Source organism: Streptomyces sp. NPDC001532, from assembly GCF_040298625.1.
In the GTDB taxonomy this organism is placed as follows: Bacteria; Actinomycetota; Actinomycetes; order Streptomycetales; family Streptomycetaceae; genus Streptomyces.
This window is the reverse complement of record NZ_JBEPAL010000010.1, coordinates 57,890-79,903: the sequence shown is the minus strand read 5'-3', so window position 1 is coordinate 79,903 and position 22,014 is coordinate 57,890. Positions and strand designations below refer to the sequence as shown.

The 22,014-nt window shown below is 70.2% G+C and carries 22 protein-coding genes and 2 pseudogenes; 10 read left to right on the top strand and 14 right to left on the bottom strand.

Annotated elements, in window-relative coordinates:
* Window positions 1-192: 192 nt before the first annotated feature.
* Complete coding sequence (locus tag ABT232_RS12465; RefSeq protein ID WP_351839382.1) at window positions 193-1,161, bottom strand: NAD(P)H-quinone oxidoreductase; 969 nt, start codon at window positions 1,159-1,161, stop codon at window positions 193-195.
* Window positions 1,162-1,572: 411 nt separating this feature from the next.
* On the bottom strand, window positions 1,573-3,261 hold the full coding sequence (locus ABT232_RS12460; RefSeq protein WP_351839381.1) for an MMPL family transporter: 1,689 nt from the start codon (window positions 3,259-3,261) through the stop codon (window positions 1,573-1,575).
* A 170-nt stretch (window positions 3,262-3,431) separates the two neighbouring features.
* Between ABT232_RS12460 and ABT232_RS12455 the strand changes: the two genes are divergently transcribed.
* The 4 genes and pseudogenes from ABT232_RS12455 to ABT232_RS12440 all read left to right on the top strand — a co-directional run bounded on the left by ABT232_RS12455 (window position 3,432) and on the right by ABT232_RS12440 (window position 7,044).
* The gene (locus ABT232_RS12455) at window positions 3,432-4,562 is read left to right on the top strand and encodes an acyl-CoA dehydrogenase family protein (RefSeq protein WP_351839379.1); all 1,131 of its coding nucleotides are present in this window, start codon (window positions 3,432-3,434) and stop codon (window positions 4,560-4,562) included.
* On the top strand, window positions 4,562-5,662 hold the full coding sequence (locus ABT232_RS12450) for a phosphotransferase family protein (RefSeq protein ID WP_351839377.1): 1,101 nt from the start codon (window positions 4,562-4,564) through the stop codon (window positions 5,660-5,662). The genes ABT232_RS12455 and ABT232_RS12450 overlap by 1 nt, the downstream gene beginning before the upstream one ends.
* 244 nt (window positions 5,663-5,906) lie before the next feature.
* Window positions 5,907-6,791 (top strand): annotated as a pseudogene (locus ABT232_RS12445) (MFS transporter); the annotation flags it as partial.
* 85 nt (window positions 6,792-6,876) lie between these two features.
* Complete coding sequence (locus ABT232_RS12440; RefSeq protein WP_351839375.1) at window positions 6,877-7,044, top strand: hypothetical protein; 168 nt, start codon at window positions 6,877-6,879, stop codon at window positions 7,042-7,044.
* 87 nt (window positions 7,045-7,131) lie between these two features.
* On the opposite strand, the gene ABT232_RS12435 is transcribed toward ABT232_RS12440, so the two are convergent.
* From ABT232_RS12435 to ABT232_RS12400, 8 genes are all read right to left on the bottom strand, one after another.
* Entirely contained in the window at window positions 7,132-7,416 is a 285-nt protein-coding gene (locus ABT232_RS12435) for a DUF6510 family protein (RefSeq protein ID WP_351839373.1), read from the bottom strand.
* A gap of 33 nt (window positions 7,417-7,449) precedes the next feature.
* Complete coding sequence (locus tag ABT232_RS12430) at window positions 7,450-8,151, bottom strand: FAD-binding oxidoreductase (RefSeq protein WP_351839371.1); 702 nt, start codon at window positions 8,149-8,151, stop codon at window positions 7,450-7,452.
* Window positions 8,151-8,750: a sulfite oxidase-like oxidoreductase gene (locus tag ABT232_RS12425; protein ID WP_351839369.1), complete on the bottom strand. Its 600-nt coding sequence runs from the start codon at window positions 8,748-8,750 to the stop codon at window positions 8,151-8,153. Before ABT232_RS12425 ends, ABT232_RS12430 begins: the two co-directional genes overlap by 1 nt.
* Window positions 8,751-8,754: 4 nt before the next feature.
* The gene (locus ABT232_RS12420) at window positions 8,755-8,922 is read right to left on the bottom strand and encodes a hypothetical protein (RefSeq protein WP_351839367.1); all 168 of its coding nucleotides are present in this window, start codon (window positions 8,920-8,922) and stop codon (window positions 8,755-8,757) included.
* A 182-nt stretch (window positions 8,923-9,104) separates the two neighbouring features.
* On the bottom strand, window positions 9,105-9,842 hold the full coding sequence (locus ABT232_RS12415; RefSeq protein WP_351839365.1) for a saccharopine dehydrogenase family protein: 738 nt from the start codon (window positions 9,840-9,842) through the stop codon (window positions 9,105-9,107).
* A gap of 182 nt (window positions 9,843-10,024) precedes the next feature.
* Window positions 10,025-10,210: a hypothetical protein gene (locus ABT232_RS12410; protein ID WP_351839363.1), complete on the bottom strand. Its 186-nt coding sequence runs from the start codon at window positions 10,208-10,210 to the stop codon at window positions 10,025-10,027.
* Window positions 10,207-11,643, bottom strand: coding sequence for an aldehyde dehydrogenase family protein (locus tag ABT232_RS12405; protein ID WP_351839361.1), 1,437 nt, complete (start codon window positions 11,641-11,643; stop codon window positions 10,207-10,209). The genes ABT232_RS12410 and ABT232_RS12405 overlap by 4 nt, the downstream gene beginning before the upstream one ends.
* A 57-nt stretch (window positions 11,644-11,700) precedes the next feature.
* The gene (locus ABT232_RS12400) at window positions 11,701-12,417 is read right to left on the bottom strand and encodes a type 1 glutamine amidotransferase domain-containing protein (RefSeq protein WP_351839359.1); all 717 of its coding nucleotides are present in this window, start codon (window positions 12,415-12,417) and stop codon (window positions 11,701-11,703) included.
* A gap of 210 nt (window positions 12,418-12,627) precedes the next feature.
* On the opposite strand from ABT232_RS12400, the gene ABT232_RS12395 reads away from it, so the two are divergent.
* The 4 genes from ABT232_RS12395 (at window position 12,628) to ABT232_RS12380 (ending at window position 17,872) form a co-directional block, all read left to right on the top strand.
* Complete coding sequence (locus tag ABT232_RS12395) at window positions 12,628-13,230, top strand: TetR family transcriptional regulator (RefSeq protein ID WP_351839357.1); 603 nt, start codon at window positions 12,628-12,630, stop codon at window positions 13,228-13,230.
* Window positions 13,231-13,456: 226 nt separating this feature from the next.
* A complete protein-coding gene (locus tag ABT232_RS12390; RefSeq protein WP_351839355.1) occupies window positions 13,457-14,701 on the top strand; it encodes an NADH:flavin oxidoreductase/NADH oxidase family protein in 1,245 nt (414 codons plus the stop codon).
* 636 nt (window positions 14,702-15,337) lie between these two features.
* Entirely contained in the window at window positions 15,338-16,258 is a 921-nt protein-coding gene (locus ABT232_RS12385; RefSeq protein WP_351839353.1) for an acetoacetate decarboxylase family protein, read from the top strand.
* Between the two features lie 15 nt (window positions 16,259-16,273).
* Window positions 16,274-17,872 carry a succinic semialdehyde dehydrogenase gene (locus ABT232_RS12380; protein ID WP_351839351.1) on the top strand — a complete coding sequence of 533 codons (1,599 nt, stop codon included), beginning with the start codon at window positions 16,274-16,276 and terminating at the stop codon, window positions 17,870-17,872.
* Between the two features lie 175 nt (window positions 17,873-18,047).
* Here the strand turns inward: ABT232_RS12380 and ABT232_RS12375 are convergent, their stop codons facing one another.
* Entirely contained in the window at window positions 18,048-19,298 is a 1,251-nt protein-coding gene (locus ABT232_RS12375) for an NADH:flavin oxidoreductase/NADH oxidase family protein (RefSeq protein ID WP_351839349.1), read from the bottom strand.
* 96 nt (window positions 19,299-19,394) lie between these two features.
* Here ABT232_RS12375 and ABT232_RS12370 point away from each other — a divergent pair, with 96 nt between their 5' ends.
* On the top strand, window positions 19,395-20,009 hold the full coding sequence (locus tag ABT232_RS12370; protein WP_351839347.1) for a TetR/AcrR family transcriptional regulator: 615 nt from the start codon (window positions 19,395-19,397) through the stop codon (window positions 20,007-20,009).
* A gap of 37 nt (window positions 20,010-20,046) precedes the next feature.
* Here the strand turns inward: ABT232_RS12370 and ABT232_RS12365 are convergent, their stop codons facing one another.
* From ABT232_RS12365 to ABT232_RS12355, 3 genes and pseudogenes are all read right to left on the bottom strand, one after another.
* A complete protein-coding gene (locus ABT232_RS12365) occupies window positions 20,047-20,694 on the bottom strand; it encodes a histidine phosphatase family protein (protein WP_351839345.1) in 648 nt (215 codons plus the stop codon).
* 22 nt (window positions 20,695-20,716) lie between these two features.
* Window positions 20,717-21,046, bottom strand: a complete 330-nt coding sequence (locus ABT232_RS12360) for a hypothetical protein (RefSeq protein ID WP_351839584.1) — start codon at window positions 21,044-21,046, stop codon at window positions 20,717-20,719.
* A pseudogene (locus ABT232_RS12355) lies at window positions 21,046-21,429 on the bottom strand (DUF4265 domain-containing protein); the annotation flags it as partial. The gene ABT232_RS12360 and the pseudogene ABT232_RS12355, both read right to left, overlap by 1 nt.
* Before the next feature lie 257 nt (window positions 21,430-21,686).
* On the opposite strand from ABT232_RS12355, the gene ABT232_RS12350 reads away from it, so the two are divergent.
* On the top strand, window positions 21,687-21,908 hold the full coding sequence (locus tag ABT232_RS12350) for a hypothetical protein (RefSeq protein ID WP_351839343.1): 222 nt from the start codon (window positions 21,687-21,689) through the stop codon (window positions 21,906-21,908).
* Window positions 21,909-22,014 lie beyond the last annotated feature (106 nt).

The following is a 22,014-nucleotide window of genomic DNA, read 5'->3' as shown; positions in this document are numbered from 1 at the left end:
GCGGGGCGCCCCGGTCGAGCGGAACCGGGCGGCGTCACGTTGGCCGGCCCCTCGCCGCGCGTACGGCATCGGCTCGGAACGACTGCCGACGGGGGCGTCGAGGCGGCGAACCTGCACCCACCCGGAACGCCGACGATCCGTGACCCCGTCACTTCCGGCGCGAGTCGGCTCACATGTGAGGCCGGTCCGGCGTCACGCGTTTTCGTCGTTCACGAGCAGGATCTTGCCGAGGTGGCCGCCGGCTTCCATGAGGCGGTGCCCTTCGGCGGCGTCGGCCATGGGGACGGTCTGGTCGACGACCAGCTTCACGGTCCCGTTCTCGATCATGGGCCAGACGTTCTCCTGGACCTGCGCCACGATCTCGGCCTTGTGCTCCTTGGACCGGGTCCGCAGCGTGGTGCCATGCACGGAGGCCCGCTTGAACACGATCTCCGCGAGGTTGAGCCGGCCCTCCAGCCCCTTCTGCAGACCGATCACCACCAGCCGGCCGTCAGCGGCGAGCGACTGGACGTTGCGCTCCAGGTAGTCACCGCCCACGACGTCGAGGATCACGTCGTAGGGGCCGTGCTCGGTGAAGTCCTCGGTGCGGTAGTCGATCGCCACGTCGGCGCCGAGCTCCCGGGCCTGGGCGGCCTTCTCGGCGCCGCCGACCGTGGTGACGACGCGGGCGCCCAGGGCCTTGGCGATCTGGATAGCCATCGTGCCGACGCCGCCGGCACCGCCGTGCACCAGAAGGGTCTCCCCTGCCTTCAGGCCCGCGGTCATGACGATGTTCGACCACACGGTCGCCGTCACCTCCGGAAGACCCGCCGCCTCTGCCAGCCCGACACCCTTCGGAATCGTGAGCAGCTGCCCTGCCGGAACGGCGACCTTCTGCGCGTAACCGCCACCGGTCAGCAGGGCGCACACCTCGTCGCCCACCTGCCAGCCGGTGACCCCCTCGCCGACGGCGCTGATGCGGCCGGAGACCTCCAGGCCCGGATACGGCGACCAACCCGGCTGCAAGGGGTAGAGCCCCCAGCGCTGCATGACGTCCGCCCGGTTCAGAGCACTGGCCACGACGTCGACGACGACCTCGCCGGCGGCGGGCGTCGGGTCTTCGACCTCGATCCACTCCAGGACCTCAGGACCACCGGACTCCCTGATCGACACAGCCTTCACGACGACTCCGTTCCCACAACTGAGATGAAGGGCTTCTGCGGGGTCTTGGGGACAGCGCACCCTTGACCGTCCCTACTGGAGGTCGGCCGATGCCGGCGCGCCGCGAACACGATACCGAGAAAGGGGGCTTATACCCGCTTTCGTCCGCGCACCCGAGAGGCAGAATGTTTACAGTACATACATTGCGTGGCGGAGTGTGCAGTGTCAACATTGAGATCGCCGCACAGGAGGTGGACCCGTCGGCATCGCCAGGCCGAAGCCCGCAGGCCGTAGCCGCGAAACGCGAGGCACGAGACGCGAGACGCGAATACACCCTGCACCTCCCCTTGCCGTGCGGGAGGTGCAGGGTGAGATCCGATGCCGTCGTCGCCCCCCACGGACGTCGACGGCATCGGAGCCTGACCCGGGCTGTCAGACCCGGGCGCTCGTCTTGCCGTGCGGGGGCTTCCGCTCGGCCTCCTGGTGCGCGGCAGGTTCAGCCGGAGCGGGCTCGGGCAGTCGTGCGCCTTCGATGTCGACGTCCGGGAGCAGCCGGTCGAGCCGGCGGGGCATGCTCCAGGCACGTCGTCCGAGCAGGGCCATGGCGGCGGGTACGAGCGTCATCCGGACGACGAAGGCGTCGATGAACACGCCGAAGGCGAGTGCGAAACCGATGGACTTGATGATCGGGTCCTCGTTGAAGATGAATCCGCCGAAGACCGCGATCATGATCAGCGCGGCGGCCACGACGACCCGTGCGCTGCTGGAGACGCCCTGGGCAATCGCCTCGGCCGGATCCTTGCTGTGTTCGTAGTGTTCGCGCATCCGGCTGACGAGGAACACCTCGTAGTCCATGGCGAGGCCGAAGAGGACGCCGGTGAGCAGGATCGGGAGGAAGCTGGTGACCGGTCCGACGGCGGCCACGTCGAGCAGGCCGTTCAGGTGGCCCTGCTGGAAGACCCAGACCGAGGCGCCCAGGCTCGCGCCGACCGAGAGCAGGAAGCCCAGTGCCGCCTTGAGCGGCACCAGCACCGACCGGAAGGCGATGGCCAGCAGGATCAGCGCCAGGACGACGATGACACCGATGAACAGGGGCCGTGCGTCCCCGCATTTGCCGGCGACGTCGATGGCCATGGCCGTCTGTCCGGTGACGTAGAGGGATCCGCCGGTACCGGCCACCTCGCCCGCCTGGTCACGCATGCGGTGGACCAGGTCGGTGGTGGCCTGGGCGTCGGGGCTCGACTTCGGCACCACGGACATGACCACGACGCCGCCGGAGGGGCTGGCCACCGGGGGCGAGACGGCGGCCACGTTCTCGTCGGCGACCAGTTCGCCACGCAGCTGGGTCACGGTGGGCTGCCGCCGGTCCTGCGGGATGTGCTCGGTGTCCACCACGGTGATGAGGGTGGCGTTGAAGCCGGGGCCGAAGCCCTCGGTGAGCAGGTCGTAGCTCTTGTGCTGGGTGCTGGCCTCGGGCTGTGAGGCGTAGCTGGGCAGACCGAGGCGCAGCTCGCGGGCGGGCAGGGCGAGCGCCAGGAGGCCGAGGACGCCGGCGAGCAGGACCACGGCCGGCGCACGGGTGACGACACGGGCCCAGGCCAGGCCCCAGGAACCGGCGGTCCGGTTCTCGCGCCGGCCCTTCGGCCCGGGACGGCGCCGGCGCATCCGCTCGCCGAACACGCCGAGTACGGCCGGGAGCAGGCTGACGGCGACGAGGACGGCGATCAGTACGGTCACGGCACCGGCCAGGCCCATGATCGTGAGGAACGGGATGCCGGTGACGGCCAGTGCGGCGAGCGCGATGACGACCGTGGCGCCGGCGAAGACGACCGCGCTGCCGGCCGTGGCGGTGGCGCGTGCGATCGACTCCTCCCAGTCGGTGTCGGGGTCGGCGAGCTGCTCGCGGTGCCGGGAGATGACGAACAGCGCGTAGTCGATGCCGACCGCCAGGCCGATCATCAGGGCCAGCACGGTGGCGGTGCCCGTCATCTCCACGAAGCGGGAGACGAACATCGTGCCGAGCACGCCGACGGCGACGCCCAGGAGCGCGGTCAGCAGCGGCAGTCCGGCCGCGACGAGGGAGCCGAGCGCGACGGCGAGGACCACGAACGATGACGACACCGACCAGTTCGGCCGGGCCTCCCGCCTCGGCCTGCGGAAGCATGGCGGAGCCGCCCAGCTCGACCTGCATCCCCGCATCGCGGAGTGGCTGCACCGCGGTGGCCAGCTCCTCCTTGGCCTCCTCGGGCACCTCGGGGGCCTCCTCGGTGAACCGGACGTCGGAGTAGGCGATGGTCCGGCCGGACGACACCGTGCCGGTCTCGGCCGGCCGGGAGACGTCGACGACGCCCTCCACTCGCGCCGCCTCGTCCAGGACACCGTCGAGCGCCTTCTGCCGCGCCGGGTCCGTGATGCTGGCCGGCTACTCACCCATCGGCCCCAGCGCACTCAACTGCATGGCACCCGACGAGGGCAACATGCACATGCTCAACCTGATCGCGACCGAGGAGCAGAAGAAGCGGTACCTGGCACCGCTGGCAGCGGGAGAGATCCGGTCCTGCTTCGGCATGACCGAGCCACATCCGGGAGCGGGCTCCGACCCGGCCGCGCTGCGCACCAAGGCCGCCCGTACCGAGGGCGGCTGGATCATCGACGGCCACAAGCGGTTCACCAGCGGTGCCGTCGGCGCCGCGTACTGCATCGTGATGGCGCGGACCCCGGCCGTGAACGGTTCCCCCGAAGGGGCCACCATGTTCCTGGTCGACATGACGAACCCCGGTGTCCGGGTCGGCGAGGCGATCCACACCGTCGACCGCTCCATCGACGGCGGCCATCCGCACCTGTACATCGAGGACTGTCACGTCCCCGACGACGCGGTGCTCGGCGAGGTCGGACTCGGCTTCCGGTACGCCCAGGTGCGGCTCGGTCCGGCACGTCTCACCCACTGCATGCGGTGGCTGGGGCTTGCGCGGCGGGCGCTCGACATCGCGCTGGACCGGGCCGGGCGGCGGGAGCTGTTCGGCGGTCCGATCGACTCGCTCGGCCTCGCGCAGAACCTGATCGCCGAGTCGGTGATCGACATCGAGACCTCCGACGCGATCATCACCAGGACCGCGGCGCTGCTCCACACCGATCCCAAGGCCGGATCGGCGATGTCCTCGATCGCGAAGGTGCACTGCTCGGAGGCGATCTTCCGGGTGGTCGACCGCGCGATCCAGATCTGTGGCGGGGACGGAGTCTCCGACGGGCTCCCGCTGGCGCAGTACCTGAACGAGGTCCGCCCGTTCCGCATCTACGACGGCCCCAACGAGACCCACAAGTGGGCCATCGCCCGTCGGGCCTCGGCCGGCCGGAGTGCCACGGTCCGGGCCGGTGAACCGTACCGGGGCGACACGGTCGCCGGACGGGACGGGGGCGCGTGATGCACACCGTCCCCGACGGAGTGGAGGTCGTCGCGAGCCGGGAGGCGGCCAGGCACCTCGAAAGCCCTCCCCTTCTCATCGTCGACGCGGTCACCGCCTTCCTGGACACGCACGGTGTCGGGCACGGTCCGATCACGTGGCAGCGCATCGGAGACGGGCACTCCAACATCACCTATCTGATCGAGCGCGGCGGCGACCGTGTCGTCCTGCGTCGCGGTCCTCGCCCGCCGCTACCGAGGTCGACGCACGACATGGTGCGCGAGGCCCGCGTCCAGAAGGCCCTGCGCGGGCACGGGGTGCCGGTGCCGGAGATCGTCGCCGTCTGCGAGGACGTATCGCTCCTGGGCGTGCCGTTCTACCTCATGTCCCACCTCGACGGGACGGTCGTCACCGACACGGTGCCGGCCCACCTCTCCTCGCTCGAACAGCGCGGTGCCACCAGCGTGGCGGTCGTCGACGCTCTGGTCGCACTGCACCGCATCGACGTGACCGAGGGCGAACTCGCCTCCTTGGGTTCCCCCGACGGATACCTCCGCCGCCAGGTCGACCGTTTCAGCGGCCTGTGGGAGGTCAACGCCTCGCGCGGTCTTCCCGCGGTGGAGCGCATCGCGGACTGGCTCGGCCGCAACCTGCCGGCGAGCCAGGCCGCCGCGGTGGTCCACGGCGACTACCGCATGGGCAACCTCATGTTCGCTCCGCGGTCGCCCGCGTCGGTCATGGCGATCCTGGACTGGGAGATGGCCACCCTCGGCGACCCGCTGGCGGACCTGGGCTACCTGACCGCCACCTACTCGGAGGCCGGCGTGCCCGGCACCCCCCTGGAACTGACACCGGTGACCCTGGCACCGGGCTACTTCACCAGGCTTCAACTGGCCGAACGCTACAGGTCCCACACGGGCCTCGACCTCACGGCGCTCCCCTGGTACCAGGCCCTCGCGCTGTGGAAGGCAGCGATCTTCTGCGAGGCGATCTACACCCGCTGGCGGCGTGGTGAACGCCCGGACGACACGGACTTCGCTCCGTCCCTCGAGACGGGAGTCCCCCGTCTGCTGACCATGGCGGCACAGTACGCCGGCCTGATCGCGACTCCCCGCGCCTGACGCCCCACCGCGTCACCACCCCACCCCCCACCAGTACCGAACGTCACTCCCGCCTGCCCGAAAACAGTGAAGGAGCAGCCATGAGCAACGCGAAGACAGGAACCGGGGCGGCCGGGGAGAGAACCTGTCCCGTCCCCACCCTGCGGTCGAGGCGCCGGTCCCTCTTCGCCAGCACGGTCGGCAACGTTCTCGAGTGGTACGAGTGGAGCGCCTACGCGGTGTTCGCGCCTTCATCGCCACCGTCATGTTCAACCCGTCCGATCAGGTGTCGGCGCTGCTGTCCACCCTGGCCGTCTTCGCCGTCGGCTTCCTCATGCGTCCGCTGGGCGGCATCGTCTTCGGACGGATCGCCGACCGGCGAGGACGCAAGTTCGTGCTGGTCACCACCATGTTGATGATGGCCGGCGGAAGCCTCGTCATCGGCCTCATGCCCACCTACGCCTCGGTCGGGGCCTGGGCCTCGCTGATCCTCCTGCTCGCCAGCATGGCGCAGGGGTTCGCCCACGGCGGCGAGTCCGCGACGGCCAACACCTACGTCGCGGAGATCGCGCCGAGCGAGCGCCGCGGCCTGTGGGGAAGCATCGTGTTCGTCGCGATCTTCGGCGGTTCGGCCGTCGCCTACTCGGTGGGCGGGGCGGTGACGTCCGTGCTGTCCGACAGCGCCGTCGCCCAGTGGGGGTGGCGCCTCCCGTTCCTCTTCGGCGCCTTCCTGGCCCTGGCCGCTCTGTACCTGCGCCGCGGCATGGACGAGAGTGAGGTGTTCGCGGCCGAGCAGTCGGGCGACGGGGCCCGGCCGCTGCCCCGCAAGCAGGTGGTTCGCGCCGTCCTGCTCGTCATCACCATGACTTCGGGGATCACCGCGGCCCACTACACCTGGACCTCGTACGTGTCCACGTACGCCATCACCAGGATGGGGATGGACGCCGGTGTCGCCTACTGGTGTTCCGTCGCGGCGCAATGCCTCGCCCTGACCACCCTGCCGCTGTGGGGGCACCTCTCCGACAGGATCGGCCGGCGTCCGATGATGATCGCGTTCGCGGTGCTGATGATCACTCTGCAGATCCCGCTCACCGGACTGATCGGCTCGGAGGGCTGGACGCTCCTGGTGGCGTCGTCGGTCGCGCTGGCGGTCGTGGCCATCCCCGGAGCACTCCTGTCGGCCACGATGTCGGAGAACTTCCCGACACACCCAGGGCATCGGGTTCGCGTACTCCGTGTCCGTCGCCGTCTTCGGAGGCAGCGCACCGTACCTGAACCAGCTCTTCGTCGAGTGGGGTGTGGCCCGGCTCTCCAGCTTCTACATCATGCTGCTGTGCTCGTTCACGGGCGTCGCGTGCTACCTCATGCGGGAGACCAGGGGGATCCAGCTGAAGGACGCCTGACACGACGCCTGACCCGGTCCACCGTCCGGGACCGCTGCCCTTCGGCGTGCGGCGCGGCCTCCTTCACGAGGGCCGCGCCGTCGCGGCTCATGGCGCGGTGGGGGGAAGGGCGAAGCGGAAAGCACCCGCCGCGCCGCCGAGTTGGAGCCAGAGATACCTGGGCTGGGCCACGACGCGCAGGGCGACGGCGGCGCAGCCGGGACAGCGGGCGGTCAGGCCGGGCTCGGGGCCGTAGACGTGCAACTGGGCCACGGTCGCGGGCAGACGGCAGGAGGGGCACAGCCGCCACGCGGTGGTCGGGTCGACGGCGAAGACCTCTCCGAGCGGGCCGGCCAGGGCGTTGCCGTCGAGGTACAAGGGGTGCTCGTTCATGGCAGGGGTTCCTCACCGTGCGGCACGGATGGGTCAGCCGAAGCGTTCGGTACGGATCTGGTCGGGTGCGTGTCCGGCGGCCAGGAGCAGGGCTGCGGCGTGCTCGACGAATCCGGTCGGGCCGCAGACGTAGCAGCGGGCCGCGGCCGGGGACGGCAGGACCGGCAGGTCCCGCTCCGTCAGGCGTCCCGCGGGGCGTTCGGAGCCGTCCGGCGCGGTGCGGGTGTAGAGGAGGCGAACGCCGACGACGTCAGCGGCGGCGTCGAGTTCCGTGGCGTACCAGACGTCGTCCGGGCCGCGTACGGAGTACAGGAGCGCACAGGGGTCGTCCGACACCGACGCGAGCCGTGCGCGCAGCATCGCCATCAGAGGCACGACACCGGAGCCCCCGGCGATCAGCAGGAGAGGGCCGCGGTCCTGCGGCGTCCACACGAACCAGCCTCCGAGCGGTCCCTTGACCTCGATCTCGGCGCCCACGGGAAGATCGTCGGCCAGGTACGGGGAGACCTCGCCTCCGAGCGCCGCCTGGATTCCCAGTTCGATCCTGTCGGTGTCGGCGGGAGCGGCGAGCGAGTAACTGCGCACGGCCTGGTAGCCGTTGTCGGCGGTCAGCCGTACGTCGACGTGCTGACCAGGCAGGTGTCCCGGCCAGTGAGGCACCTCGAACTCCAGCGTGCGGCCGGTCGCGGTCTGTTTCGTCCGCTCCGTGAGGCGGGCCCGTCGCCACCCGCGCATCAGTCGCTCCAGTAGCGCTGCTCGCGCCAGGGGTCGCCGTAGTCGTGGTAGCCGGCTGACTCCCAGAAGCCGGGTTCGCTGTCCAGCGTGAGGATGAGGCCCTTGACCCACTTGGCCGACTTCCAGAAGTACAGGTGGGGGATCACGAGCCGGGCCGGGCCGCCGTGGTCCGGGGAGAGCGCGTAGCCGTCGAAGGAGTGCGCCAGCCAGGCCTTGCCGTCGGTGACGTCCTCCAGCGGAAGGTTGGTGGTGTAGCCGTCGAAGGACTCGGCGACGACGAAGTCGGCGGCGGTCTCGACCTCGTCGAGGAAGACGTCGAGGGGGACGCCGCGCCAGCGGGTGTCGAACTTCGACCAGCGGGTCACGCAGTGGATGTCGACGGTGGGCTCCTCCTGCGGGAGCGCCATCATTTCCTGCCACGTCCACGAACGGCTCTCACCGGTCTCGCTGGTCACGGTGAACGACCACCGGTCGGTGGGTATGTGCGGCGTGGGACCGGCGGACAGGACGGGAAACGACTCGGTCGGATACTGCCCCGGAGGCAGCCGGGACACGAGGTCGCGGGCCTTCCCGTGGAACCCCGGTGACAGGTCGCCCATGGGTTCATTCCTCTCGCTCGAAGTCCGCTTCCGCCCGCTCTTCGTCGCTGTCGGCCTGGGCCCGGGTGTACAGGTCGTGCACGAACCTGCGGGCGTCCTCGGGAGGGATGCCGGGGCCGAGTCGGAGCAGACGGTCCGTCCAGGGGGCGAGGGGGTCGCCGGGTTCGTTCATGGGAGCCTCCCGGTGGGCTGGAGGGGCCCCGTGCGCCGCCGGCCGGCGGACAGGGCGGTCCTCCCGGTGCGCACCGCTCCTCGTTTCTCCCTCCCATGGTCCCCGCCTGCCATACGCGTGCAACCCGGGGTCCTGGGGTCCCGTCGCGGAGGAGTTCCGCCGGGAGTCCGGCCGCCCGCTGGTCAGACCGTGCGGAGTCCGAGCTCGGCACAGCCCTGGCGGAGGGTGTCGAGTCCGAAGGCGGCGGTGGGCCCCACGACACCGGGCGTGGCACCGGGGCGGGTGGTGAGGCGGTCGGCGGCCCAGGCGATGAGTTCGCCGGTGAGGCTGTAGGGGTTGGGGCCTTCGAGATGGACCTCCGCGAGCGGGGCCTGCCCCTTGACGCCCGAGGAGGCGACGGCGACGACGTGGGAGGGGATCCGTTCGCGCAGGGCCTCGTCGGGGCCGCCCGGTGGGCCGAGGAGAAGCGGACGGGTCAGCGCGTCGGTCAGCTTGCGGCCCGCGGGAAGACGGGTACTGGCGTTGACCAGGGCCGAGTAGAGGGACAGGGCGCGGCTGAGGCCGGGGAACCAGCCGTTGTAGACGGTGATGTCGTCGAGGGACGGGAACTCCTCCGGCAGGAACAGCACTTCGGTGCCGGAGACGAGGAACGCCGACTTGCGGCGGCCCCGCACGGTGAACCGGCGGACGCGGGAGGCGGTGCGTTCGTCGACGAGCCGGTGCCGGTGCCGGCGCGCCGAGGGCAGGGTCATGCCGTCGCGCATGGTGGTGCGTGTGCCCTGACTGATGCCGCGCCAGATGGGGCCGGTGGCGAAGTAGCCGATGTCGACGGCGCGGGCGATCGGTCCTGCCTGCTGGAGGGCGAGGGCCGCGGCGAGGATGCCCGGCACGTAGTCGTACCCGAAGGCGGGCAGCATCACCGCGCCGGTCTCGCGGGCGCGTCGGTGGTGCCGGGCGTGCAGGGCGCGGACGAACCCGACCTCGCCGCTGGAATCGAGGTAGTGGGCACCCGCGTCGGCCGCGGCCCGCGCGACGGGGAAGCCGAAGCGCTCGAAGGGCCCGACGGTGGTGATCAGTACGTCACCGTGCCGCAGGTGCTTCCTCAGGTCGTCGGGGTGGCGGCGTCGACGACCAGGTGGTCGAGTCCGCCGGAGCGCGCGGCCAGTGCCTCCAGTGCGGCGGGGTTGCGTCCGGCCACCGTCGGCCTGACGCCTCTGCGGAGGAGGGCGTCGAGGACGAGGTCGCCCGCGTAGCCGGTGGCGCCGAGCAGGATGATGCGGCTGGTCATCGCTTCCTTCCGAGGAGCGGGTGGGTCCGGGACACGGCCTTGGCGATGAGGCTGAAGGAGCGGGAGGTGTGCGGGGCGTAGATGAGGCGCAGGGTGTCGGGCCTGGTGGGCTTGGAGAGGACCGGCTTGCGGTGGCTGAAGGTGTCGAAGGACGTCTTGCCGTGATAGGCGCCCATGCCGGACTCCCCGACGCCGCCGAACGGCAGGTTCGGTACGCCGAGGTGGATCATCGGCGCGTTGTGGACGACCGCGCCGGACGAGGTCTTCTCCACCAGGGCCTGCCGGGCCGCCTTGTCGCGGGTGAACGCGTACAGGGAGAGGGGTTTGTCCCGGGCGGTGATGAAGTCGATGGCCTCGTGGACGTCGCGTACGGTCAGGACCGGGAGGATCGGGCCGAAGATCTCCTCGGTCATCACGGGGGCCTCGGGCGGTACGTCGGTCAGCACGGCGGGGGCGATGTAGCGTTCACCGGCGTCGAAGACGCCTCCGGTGAGGAGGTCGCCCTGCGCCGCGAGGCCGGTCAGTCGCTGGAAGTGGCGGTCGTTGACGATCCGTCCGTAGTCGGCGCTGGTGCGGGGGTTGGTGCCGAACATCTGGTGGATGGCTTTCGGCAGTGCGGCCAGCAGGGAGTCGCGGGCGGCGTCGGTGACGAGGACGTAGTCGGGTGCCACGCAGGTCTGGCCGGCGTTGGTGAACTTGCCCCAGGCCAGCCGGCGCGCGGTGACGGTCATGTCGGCCGTCTCGTCGATGAAGACGGGTGATTTGCCGCCGAGTTCGAGGGTGACAGGCGTCAGGTTCTTCGCCGCCGCCGCCGCGACGATGCGGCCGACGGTGCCGTTCCCGGTGTAGAAGATGTGGTCGAAGCGCTGTGCGAGCAGCAGGGTGGTCTCCTCGACCGCTCCTTCGACGACGGCGACGGCCTCCAGGTGGCGGGGCAGGAGGTCGGCGAGCAGCCGGCTGGTGGCGGGTGCGAGTTCGCTGGGTTTGACGACGGTCGCGTTGCCTGCGGCCAGGGCGCCGACCAGGGGGTTCAGTGTGAGCGTCAGCGGATAGTTCCAGGGCGCGATGATCAGGCAGACGCCCAGGGGTTCGGGGTGGATGCGGGCCGTGGCCGGCTTGATGTTCATCGGTACGGCGACCCGGCGGGGCCTCATCCAGCGGTCGAGGTGGCGCAGTGCGTGTTCGATCTCGGCCAGCACTCCGCCGATCTCGGTGAGGTGCGACTCGGTGCGCCCCTTGCGCAGGTCGTCGTAGAGGGCTTCCTCGATGGCCGGGGTGTGGTTCCTGAGCAGGCGTCGTAGGGCGTGGAGCTGGCGTCGGCGCCAGGCCGCCGGCCGGGTGACGCCCGAGTCGAAGGTGGCCCGGAGCCGTATGACGGTCCCCGGGATGTCCTGATCCTGCTGTGCCGCGGGTGGGGCGGCGGTGCCGGTCATGGGGCGTGGGCCTTCCAGGCGAGAGGTCAGGGGCGGTGTGGTGGCGGGGACTGCCGGCTAGCGGGCCTTCGCCGTCGCGGCGACGTCGGCGACGATGCGTTCGGCGAGGCGTTCGGACGACGGCGGGTTCTGCCCCGTGTAGAGGTTGCGGTCGACCACCACGTACGGCCGCAGCGGCAGGCGTGCCTTGGAGTACTCCGCGCCGCTCTCCCGCAGCCGGTCCTCCAGCAACCAGACGGCCTTACGGCCGAAGCTGTTGAACTTCTCCTCCAGGTTCGACAGCCCTGTCATCCGATACCCGGTGAACGGCCACGACCCGTCCTCGTTCCGCGCCGCGAACGCCGCCGCCGGCGCATGGCACAGCAGCGCCAGTGGCTTGCCCGACGCGAGGACCCGGGTCAGCAGGGCGCCGGAGACCGGGTCGACCGACAGGTCCTCCATGGGACCGTGCCCACCCGGGTAGAACACCACGTCGAAGTCGTCCGGATCGATCTCGTCCAGTGACCGCGGACTGTTCAAGTCGCCCTGGATCGCGTCCAGATACGCAGCCACCTCACGCAGCTTGGACGGCCACCCCGCCGTCCTCGACATGCTCAGCCGATCGAGCGTCGGGGCCTTCCCGCCCGGCGTCACGATCGTGATCTCCCATCCTGCCCGGGAGAAGATCTTGTGCGGCATCGCCAGTTCCTCACCCCAGAACCCCGACGGATGCACCTCTCCGTCCCGCAACGTCCACCGATCAGCCGCGGACACAACGAACAACACCCTGGTCATAACAGACCTTCCTCCTGTCGGAACGGATTCATCGACGTTCCGACGGACGTATCAGCCGAAGTCTTAGCAAAGGGCTCAAACCATCATCTGCCCCTGACTGAGCGCGGGCGACCGGTCACGGCCGCGGCCTCACATCTCGCTTCGGCGCCTGTGACACAGGATGCCACGCCTGACACACTGTGCCAAGTCTGGCACTGATAGCCTTCTGCCATGAGAGAGACGCCAGCGCCCGGCCTGCGCATGAAGGCCCGTCAGGCCGTGACCGAGGCGCTGGCCGACACGGCCCTGGACCTCTTCGACAGCACCGGCTTCGACCAGGTCACCGTGGCCGACATCGTCGCGGCGGCGGGCATCTCCCAGCGCAGCTTCTTCCGGTACTTCAGCAGCAAGGAGGACGTCGTCTTCGGCGACCGCATCCCTTCCGCCGAGGAGGTCCGGGACGAGCTGCTCCGGCACCTCGACAACACGCCCGCGTGGGACGCGCTGCGCGCCACGTTCCGGACGGCAGCCCTCCAGATGGACGCCGACAAGGACCGCTGGAAGCGGGCGACCCGCCTCATCTGCCACACGCCGGGCCTGCGCGCGCGCTACCTCGAAAAGCACCTGGCCTGGACCGATGTCCTCGTACCGGAGATAGCGTCGCGGATCGGCAGCGACGGCCCCGACGCGGATCTCAGGGCCCACACGATGATCAACACCGCGCTGGGCTGCTTCGACGTCGCCCTGATGCGCTGGGCCGACAGCGGCACGGACCGCCCCCTCGCCGCACTCGTCGACGACGTGTTCGGGTTCGTGCAGATCCCCCACGCCTGACCGGCCGGCCCCACCCGGGCCCCGCACCCTCACCCCCGGCCGCCCCGCGGCGGGCACGCGCACGCGGGAAGATCCGGACCGCCGCCGGCATGAATCACTGACCGGCTCGCGAGTCACTCACCTGCGACGCATCCCACAGCCCTCAATGTTTACGTTGATTACATTGCCGCGCTAATGTGAGTGGTGCACACATCGCAAGCGATCACGCAGGAAGAGGGACCCCTACATGACCAGCGAGCTGTTCTCACCACTGCACCTGCGCTCCGGCCAGGTACTGAGGAACCGGATCGCGAAGGCGGCGATGGAGGAGAACATGGCCGGTGACGGCCAGCTTCCCGACGAGCGGCTGTTCACGCTGTACCGGCGCTGGGCCACCGGCGGAACGGGACTGCTGATCACCGGGAATGTCATGGTCCACGCGCAGGCGCTGACCGGCCCCGGAGGTGTCGTGCTCGACGAGAACGCCCCACTGGAACCGTTCATCGAGTGGGCGAAGGCCGCCAAGTCCGGTGGCGGTGCGGTATGGATGCAGATCAACCACCCCGGCCGCCAAGTGGCCTCCGACATGCCCGGTGTCGTCTGGGGTCCCTCCGACATCGGCGTCAGCCTGGGCAAGCACAGCAGCCGCTTCGGCCGCCCGACCGCCATGACCCCGCAGCAGATCGAGGAGACCGTCGCACGGTACGCGGTGACCGCGCGCCGCGCCGAGCAGGCCGGCTTCGACGGTGTCGAGGTCCACGCCGCGCACGGCTACCTCCTCTCCCAGTTCCTCTCTCCCCTGGTCAACAAGCGCACCGACCAGTGGGGCGGCTCGCTGGAGAACCGCGCCCGGATGCTGCTCGACATCGTCCGCGCCGTCCGCGCCGCCGTCTCGCCGTCCTTCGCGGTCGCCGTCAAGCTCAACTCCGCCGACTTCCAGCGCGGCGGATTCGACGCCGACGACGCCCGCCAGGTCATCGAGATGCTCGAACCCCTCGGCGTCGACCTGGTCGAACTCTCCGGCGGCAGCTACGAGAGCCCGGCGATGACCGGCCGCTCCGCCGACGCCCGCACCCAGGCCCGTGAGGCGTACTTCCTCGACCTCGCCAAGGACCTGGTCGGGACCAGCCCACTGCCCCTCATGCTCACCGGGGGCATCACCCGGCGCGCGACCGCGGAGAAGGTTCTCGACAGCGGTGTGGCGGTCATCGGTATGGGCACCGCCCTCGCCGTCACCCCCGACCTGCCCGATCGCTGGCGTGAGCGCCGCGAGGCGGACCGGCAGATTCGGCGGGTGACCTGGTCCGACAAGGCCCTCGCCTCCGCCGCCGGCATGGCTCTGGTGCGCCACCAGATGCGCCGCCTGGCCCGCGGAAGCAGCCCCAGGCCCGGCACCCACCCGGCGATCGCCCTCATCTCCGAGCAGCGCAAGCAGCGCAAGGCCCTGCGCAGCTACCGTGCCTGGCTGTCGCAGTCCCGGAGTGCCGCCTGAGCGGCACCGCCCGGACGGCGTCACTCCACCCAGGCCCTGTCGTTCGGATCAGCCCGGCCCGAACGGGGCGCCCGGTGCGGCGAGTGGGGGTCCCCCAGCTCGAAGAGCCAGGGGGAGCGCGCCAGGCGTCGCGGAGCGGGCGCGACTTTGCGGACACCCCTTAGGGGTCGAACGCGAGAACGCCTGCGGGGCGGTGACACGGCCGAGCCGCGCAACGCATGCCTGCCGGGCACGGCCAGTGCCCGGCAGTCCGCACCGACACAGGGAGTTCAAGGGTGGCGGATCCGGTACAGCCCGCCAACAGCACTGAGAACGACGGGAGTTCGCGGGCGGAGGCGTCGTCCGCCGAGTTCGACGGAGGGAACGCGGGCGAGCCCGCGGCCTCGCTCGGAGCCGTGGCCACAGTGTGGTCCAGCATCCTCTCCACCGCGCACTGGCGGCTCGGAAGGAAATGACGAGCGACGCCCGAGAAGGGCGGCGGCGTCCTTCCCGGCACCCTCGCTCATGGCCGCCTGACCTCGGCTCATGGCCGCCGGAACCCCTCCGGAGAACTCCCGCCCCTAAGTGTTGACGCTGCATACATAGCAACCCTACAGTCATGTGTACACCGCTTACATCAGAGTGAGGAACTCCCCCATGTCTTCGACTCAGAACGACATCGTCAAGGTCGACCTGGGAGGCCGCGAGGTCACCGTCCCCAAGGGCGGCCTGTACGACCGCTACCGCATGAACCCCGACCTCGACGCGATCGCCCGCGACCCCCGCGTCAGCGGCGTGGACTTCTTCCGGCCGCTCCCCAAGATCAAGGTCGACTCCCCGATCGGCCCCACGCTGACCCCGAATTTCTACTACACCGTCTCGACCGCCCGGCTCACGATGCTCGCGCCGTCCCGCGCGATCCGCAGCCGCCTGCCCGGCGAGCTCTCGCCGCTGGAGGTAGTGCCCGGGCTCGGCTTGATCTCGGTCATGTTCTTCCGCTACGACGTGTGCGACATCGACTTCTACACCGAGGCCGCCGTCGGTATCGCCGTCAAGCCCGCCAGGCACGGCAAGCTCGGCTTCTTCGACCTCGTCTCCGGCCTGAAGAACGAGCACCTCCACTCCTATGTGCTGTCCCTTCCGGTGAGCTCGGAGATCGCGCAGGTCCGCGGCCACGACGGCTACGGCTTCCCCAAGTGGGTCACCGAGCTCGACGTCGACATCGACGACCACCGGACGACAGCCCGCGTGGCCAACGACTCCGGCGGCGTCGACCTCGCGCTCCTGGCGGCCACGCCGAAGCAGACCGCCTACCCGAGCGGTGAGCGCGTCGGCTCGCTCACCTCGTACACGACGATCGACGGTGCCTGGCACTCCACTCTCAACCAGACGAATGTGCTGAACGCCGGTACGACGCGCGGCACCAGCGGCGTCAGCCTCCAGCTCGGCGAGGGCCACATGTCCGACGACCTGCGTTCCCTCAAGCCGAAGCGGACCATCCAGTTCGACGTCATGACCGAAGGCCAGGCGGCCCTGCACATGCCGGTCCCCACCTCGGTCCAGAGCCGCAGCCAGTAACAAAGGAGCCCCGCCATGGCCACCGTATCCGCCGGCCCGACCACCACCGCCCGCGGTCCGGGTCTTCCCTCGTCCCTCACCCCGTCCTTCCTCCAGCGGCTGACCACTCGGGTCTCGGCCGCTCCGAACGCCGCGCGCGTCACCACCACCGCCCCCTACACCGGCGTTCCCCTGGCCGACGTCCCGGTCTCCACCCCGGAGGACGTCGAGGCCGCGTTCGTCCGCGCCCGGACCGCGCAGAAGTCCTGGGCCGCCACGCCGATCGCGGAGCGCAAGCGGATCCTCCTGCGCTACCACGACCTGGTCCTGGCCCGTCAGGACCAGGCGCTGGACCTGATGCAGGCCGAGAACGGCAAGACCCGCCGCGACGCCTTCCTCGAAGTGGTCGACATCGGCATCGTCTCGCGCTACTACGCCCGCAACGCCGCCAAGTACCTCAGCCCCAAGCGCCGCCGCGGCGCGATCCCGCTGCTCACCCACACCACCGAGCTGCGCCACCCCAAGGGCGTCGTCACCGTCATCTCGCCGTGGAACTACCCGCTGAGCATGGCCGCCAGCGACACCATCGCCGCCCTCATGGCCGGCAACGCCGTCGTGCAGAAGCCGGACACCCAGACCGCTCTGACCGCGCTGTGGTCGATGGACCTCATGTACGAGGCCGGGCTGCCGGAGGACGTGTGGCAGATGGTCATCGGCAGCGGCAGTTCCATCGGCGGCGCGCTGATGGACAACGCCGACTACATGATGTTCACGGGCTCCACCGCCACCGGACGGCAGATCGCGAGCGATGCCGGCAAGCGCCTGATCGGTGCCTCCCTGGAACTCGGCGGCAAGAACGCCATGATCGTCCTCGACGACGCCGACATCGAGAAGGCCGCCGACGGCGCCGTCGCCGCCTGCTTCCCCTCCGCCGGGCAGCTGTGCGTCTCCATCGAGCGCCTGTACGTGGCCGAGTCCATCCGTGACGAGTTCGTCGCCGCGTTCGTCGCCCGCACCCGAAGGCTCAAGATCGGCGCCGCTTACGACTACAGCGTCGACGTCGGCAGTCTCACCACTCCCTCCCAGCTGAAGACCGTCACCGAACACGTCGCCGACGCCGTCGCCAAGGGCGCCACCGTCCTCGCCGGCGGCAAGGCACGCCCCGACCTCGGCCCGTTGTTCTACGAGCCGACCATCCTCGGCGATGTCACCCCCGACATGACGCTGTACGACCACGAGACCTTCGGACCCGTCGTCTCCCTCTACACCTACCGCGACGTCGACGAGGCCATCAGCCTGGCCAACGCCACCGCCTACGGCCTCAACGGCAGCGTCTGGAGCCGTGACGGAGCCCGCGGCCGGGCCGTCGCCGCCCGCGTGCACGCCGGCACCGTCAACGTCAACGAGGCCTTCGCCGCCGCGTGGGGAAGCGTCGACGCTCCCATGGGCGGCATGGGCGACTCCGGACTCGGCCGCCGCCACGGCGCCGACGGCATCCTCAAGTACACCGAAGCCCAGACCGTCGCCCACCAGCGCCTTCAGGGCTTCACTCCGCCCGCCCGGATCAGCCCCGAGACCTGGGCCACCCTCCTGACCGGAGCGCTCAAGGCCCTGAAGGCGGTCGGCGTCCGCTGACCAGCGGCTGCCGTACGGCGGCGGCCCCCATCGGGCCGCGCCGCGCGAGGAGGGCGGACCCGTCCACAGGGCGGGTCCGCCCTCCTCGCGCGGTCTCCTGCCGAGGCACGCCCCACCCCGGCCGATCACGATCACGGGCACCCGACGTCATCGGGGCATCGCCACAGAGGCGGGTTCACGGGTTCGTGGTGCCGCGTGTCCTGGAAAGCCAGGCGCGGTAGCCGCGCAGGGCCTTGCGCTGCTTGCGCCGTTCGGAGAGCAGGGCGAGCACTGGGCTGGTGCCGGGCTTCGTGTCGCGGCCGCGGGCGAGGCGGCGCATCTGATGGCGCACTCTGGCCATGCCGGCGGCGGCGGCGAGGGCCTTGTCGGACCAGGTCACCGGCTCCATGACGCGGTCGGCCTCGCGGTGGTCGAGCCAGCGCTGAGGGAGGTCGGGAGTGAGGGTGAGGGCGGTTCCCATGCCGACGAGCGCCACACCGTTGTAGAGGACGCGCTCTGCGGTGACACGCAGGTTGATGCCGCCGGTGAGCATCAGTGGCAGCGGGCTGGTCCTGACGAGGTCCTTGGTGAGGTCGAGGAAGTACGCCTCACGGGCCTGGGTGCTGGCGTCTGCCCGGCGGCCGGTCATGGCGGGGCTCTCGTAGCTGCCGCCGGAGAGTTCGACCAGGTCGACGCCGAGGGGTTCGAGCATCTCGATGACCTGGCGGGCGTCGTCGGCGTCGAATCCGCCGCGCTGGAAGTCGGCGGAGTTGAGCTTGACGGCGACCGCGAAGGACGGCGAGACGGCGGCGCGGACGGCGCGGACGATGTCGAGCAGCAGCCGGGCGCGGTTCTCCAGCAAGCCGCCCCACCGATCGGTGCGCTTGTTGACCAGCGGAGAGAGGAACTGGGAGAGGAGGTAGCCGTGCGCGGCATGGATCTCCACACCGTCGAAGCCAGCCTTCTCGGCCCGGTGGGCCGTGACGGCGAACCGGGTCAGGGTGTCGTCGATCTGCTGCGGGGTCATGGCGGTCGGCCGGCCGAAGCGGCGGCTGTGCCTGCCCATGTTGAGGCCGATGTCGGAGGGACCCCAGACGACACCGGGCATGTCCGCGGCCACCTGGCGGCCGGGGTGGTTGATCTGCATCCATACGACACCACCACCGGACTTGCCCGCCGCCGCCCATTCGGCGAAGGGCTTCAAGGGCGAGCGCTCGTCGAGCACGACACCGGCGGGCGCGGTCAGCGCCTCGGCGTGGACCATCACGTTGCCGGTGATCAGCAGACCGGCACCGCCTGCGGCCCAGCGCCGGTAGAGGGTGAGGATCCGCTCGTCGGGAAGCTGGCCGTCACCGGCCATGTTCTCCTCCATGGCCGCTTTCGCGATCCGGTTCCTCAGCACCTGACCGGAGCGAAGAAGCAGTGGTGAGAACAGCTCGCTGGTCATCCCGGTTCCCTCTTCCTTTTCGATCACTTACGATGTATACGGCGTTCACATTAGAGAGGGAATGTGAGCACTGTAAACATTAAGGATGTGTGACCTATGCCTCAGACCGGCACGTACCATCACGGCGATCTGCGCGCCGCCTGCCTGCGCGCCGCGCGCGAACTGCTCGAGGAGGACGGCAGCGCGGGCCTCTCGCTGCGCGCCGTCGCCCGACGCGCCGGCGTGTCGGCCACCGCCCCTTACCGCCACTACGCCGACCGCGACGCGCTCGTCTCCGCCGTCGCCGCCGAGGGCTACCGTGAACTCGCCGGACACCTGGCCGCGGCCCACCCCGCGCCCGCGACCCCCGACGAGCTCGCCGCGGTCGCCGTCGCCTACGTACGGTTCGCCCTGGAGCACCCCGCCCTGTTCCGCGCGATGTTCGCCGAGCCCTGCGACCCGACCAGCGAGGAACGGGTCGCCGCGACCGCCGCCATCTCGGAGTACGTGCGCGGCATCGTGCACGCCACCTTCCCCGGCGTGGACGCGGACGCCCTGTCGACCACGGTGTGGGCCCTCGTCCACGGCCTGGCCTTCCTGCACCTCGACGGCAAGCTCGACACCTCCACGCCCGAGGTGGTCGCCGCCCAGGTCACCGCCGCCGTCCACGCGCTGTTCAACGCCTCCCCGGCGCTGTCCGCAACGGCGGCGGCCGCACGGACAGCGGTCTGAGCCGCCGGCACCGGCATGGTCCCCGCCGAGGGCGCGCTCAGCGGTAGGTGAGCATGTGGCGCCGGTCGCCGGCGAAATGGGCGTGCTCGTTGAAGGTCAGCAGAGTGGTCCCGGACGCGCCCGCCGCAAAAGCGGTGACGGAGGCGTTGACGGTGACTCGGTTGAGGGCGACAACTCCCTCACGGGGCAGTGAGAGCAGTGCGCCGCACAGCGCGGCGAGGACACCGCCCGAGGTGACGACGACCGCGTCGCGGCCCCGGCCGAGCGCGGCGGGCAGCTCGGCCAGTCCGGCCGCGGCGCGCCCGGAGAAGGCGGCCCACGTTTCGCCGTCGGTCACGCCGGGATCGCGCATCCATCCCAGCAGGGCGTGGTCGAGCAGATCCTGCATCGAAGCGGTCCGCCGGGAAGCGGGGGCGTAGCGGGCGATCAGGTCGAGGTGGTCGTACTCGTTCCAGCGCGCGTCCTGGTGGAGCGGCCGCTCGAATCCGGCCGCGTCCGCGAGGAGACGAGCCGTGTCACGCTGACGGTTCAGGGTGCCCGAGACGAGGTGCGGGTCCCGCAGGCCACGGCGGGCGAGTTCCCGGCCGACGGCGGTGGCCTGGGCGCGGCCGAGATCGGACAGGACGTCGTAGTCCTCCGCCTCGGAGGAGGCCTGGCCGTGACGGACGAGGCATATCAGTGGCATGGCGGTACTCCCGCCCCTTTCGTCAGTTCCCGGCGCTGCGGCGGATGACCGACCGGCAGCGGTGGTCGAGGTAGTTGACGGCCAGCCAGAGGTTGCGGAAGGCCGGGTTACGGGTCTGCTTGTGGTGGTAGCGGTAGTAGATCTGCTGGACGATCACCGCGAGCCGGAACAGGCCGAAGGTCTCGTAGAAGGGCCAGTTGTCGGCGGGCAGGCCCGTCCGGTCGCAGTACCGCTCGACGATCTCGGCCCGGGTGAGCATGCCTGGCAGATGACTTGGCTGGCGGCGCGTGGCGCGCGCGATGCGGTCGTCGTCGGCCTGCACCCAGTACGCGAGGGCGCTGCCGAGGTCCATACGGTGAGGGCGACCAACGGGAACTCCTCGCTGAAAACCTCACCGCCCAAGCCGAACGGAGACAGCCGCTCGTGCACAGCCCGAGCACTTCTCCCCAGTGGGCCGGAGGGAACTGGCAAGACCCGGACTGTGCAGTTACCTGATGCCTCCACCCGTTCCCTCGCCCAGTGAAGTCCGTCAGCGTCTGTCACGAACCGCACGACCTCACCCTCAGCCACCCCGTCTTGCAAGAAGGGGACGTTGTCCACCCTGGCGGTGTCTCTGCTCAGGCGAGTGGCCCAGAGCCCTTCAGTGTCGTGGGGGAGCCAGCCTTCACGCGGCACAAACCGGTACCACACCTTGATCCGATTGCTCTCAGTAGCGCTGGGCTCGGACGGGTTCATAGAAGTCACGATCCAGATGATCCCGCACTCACCCCGCAAACCTCGAACGGAGGCCCGGTTGCCCCAGTACGGAAAAAGGGCATCCAACACATCGAGTTTTCGGCCCGCGAACTCCGCGCCCGTACCCGCGAGGTCCTAGTCGAGCACCTGTACCTCAGTCATCTCGCGCGTTCTCAAGGCGGCCATCAGCACCGGAGCGACCGCTTGAGGTCAGCCGGCGGAACCGGACCGGCGCCTGCTCGATCGACACCCTCTCCGTGGAGGTCATCAACACATCCACTGGAGCCCTCGTCGGTGAGACCTACTACCAGACGAGCGAGGACGTCTACAGCGACCCGACGCCGGCTCCGTGGGGCCACCAGATCACGATCCGCATGTTGGGCGGCTGGGGACTGACCAGCGGTACCACCGTGAAGGGTGACGCTGCCTTCAACGGACGGTGCAGTCTGCCGACCTCCGACATCGACTTCCCGCCGTAGCCCGTTTACAAGGGCAGCGCACCCTACGGTGACGCGCTGCTCGCTAGTAGGGCGTGTGTCGGAAGTGCTCCTCCATAGCTCTCGCGGAACGCGGTCTTCATCGTGT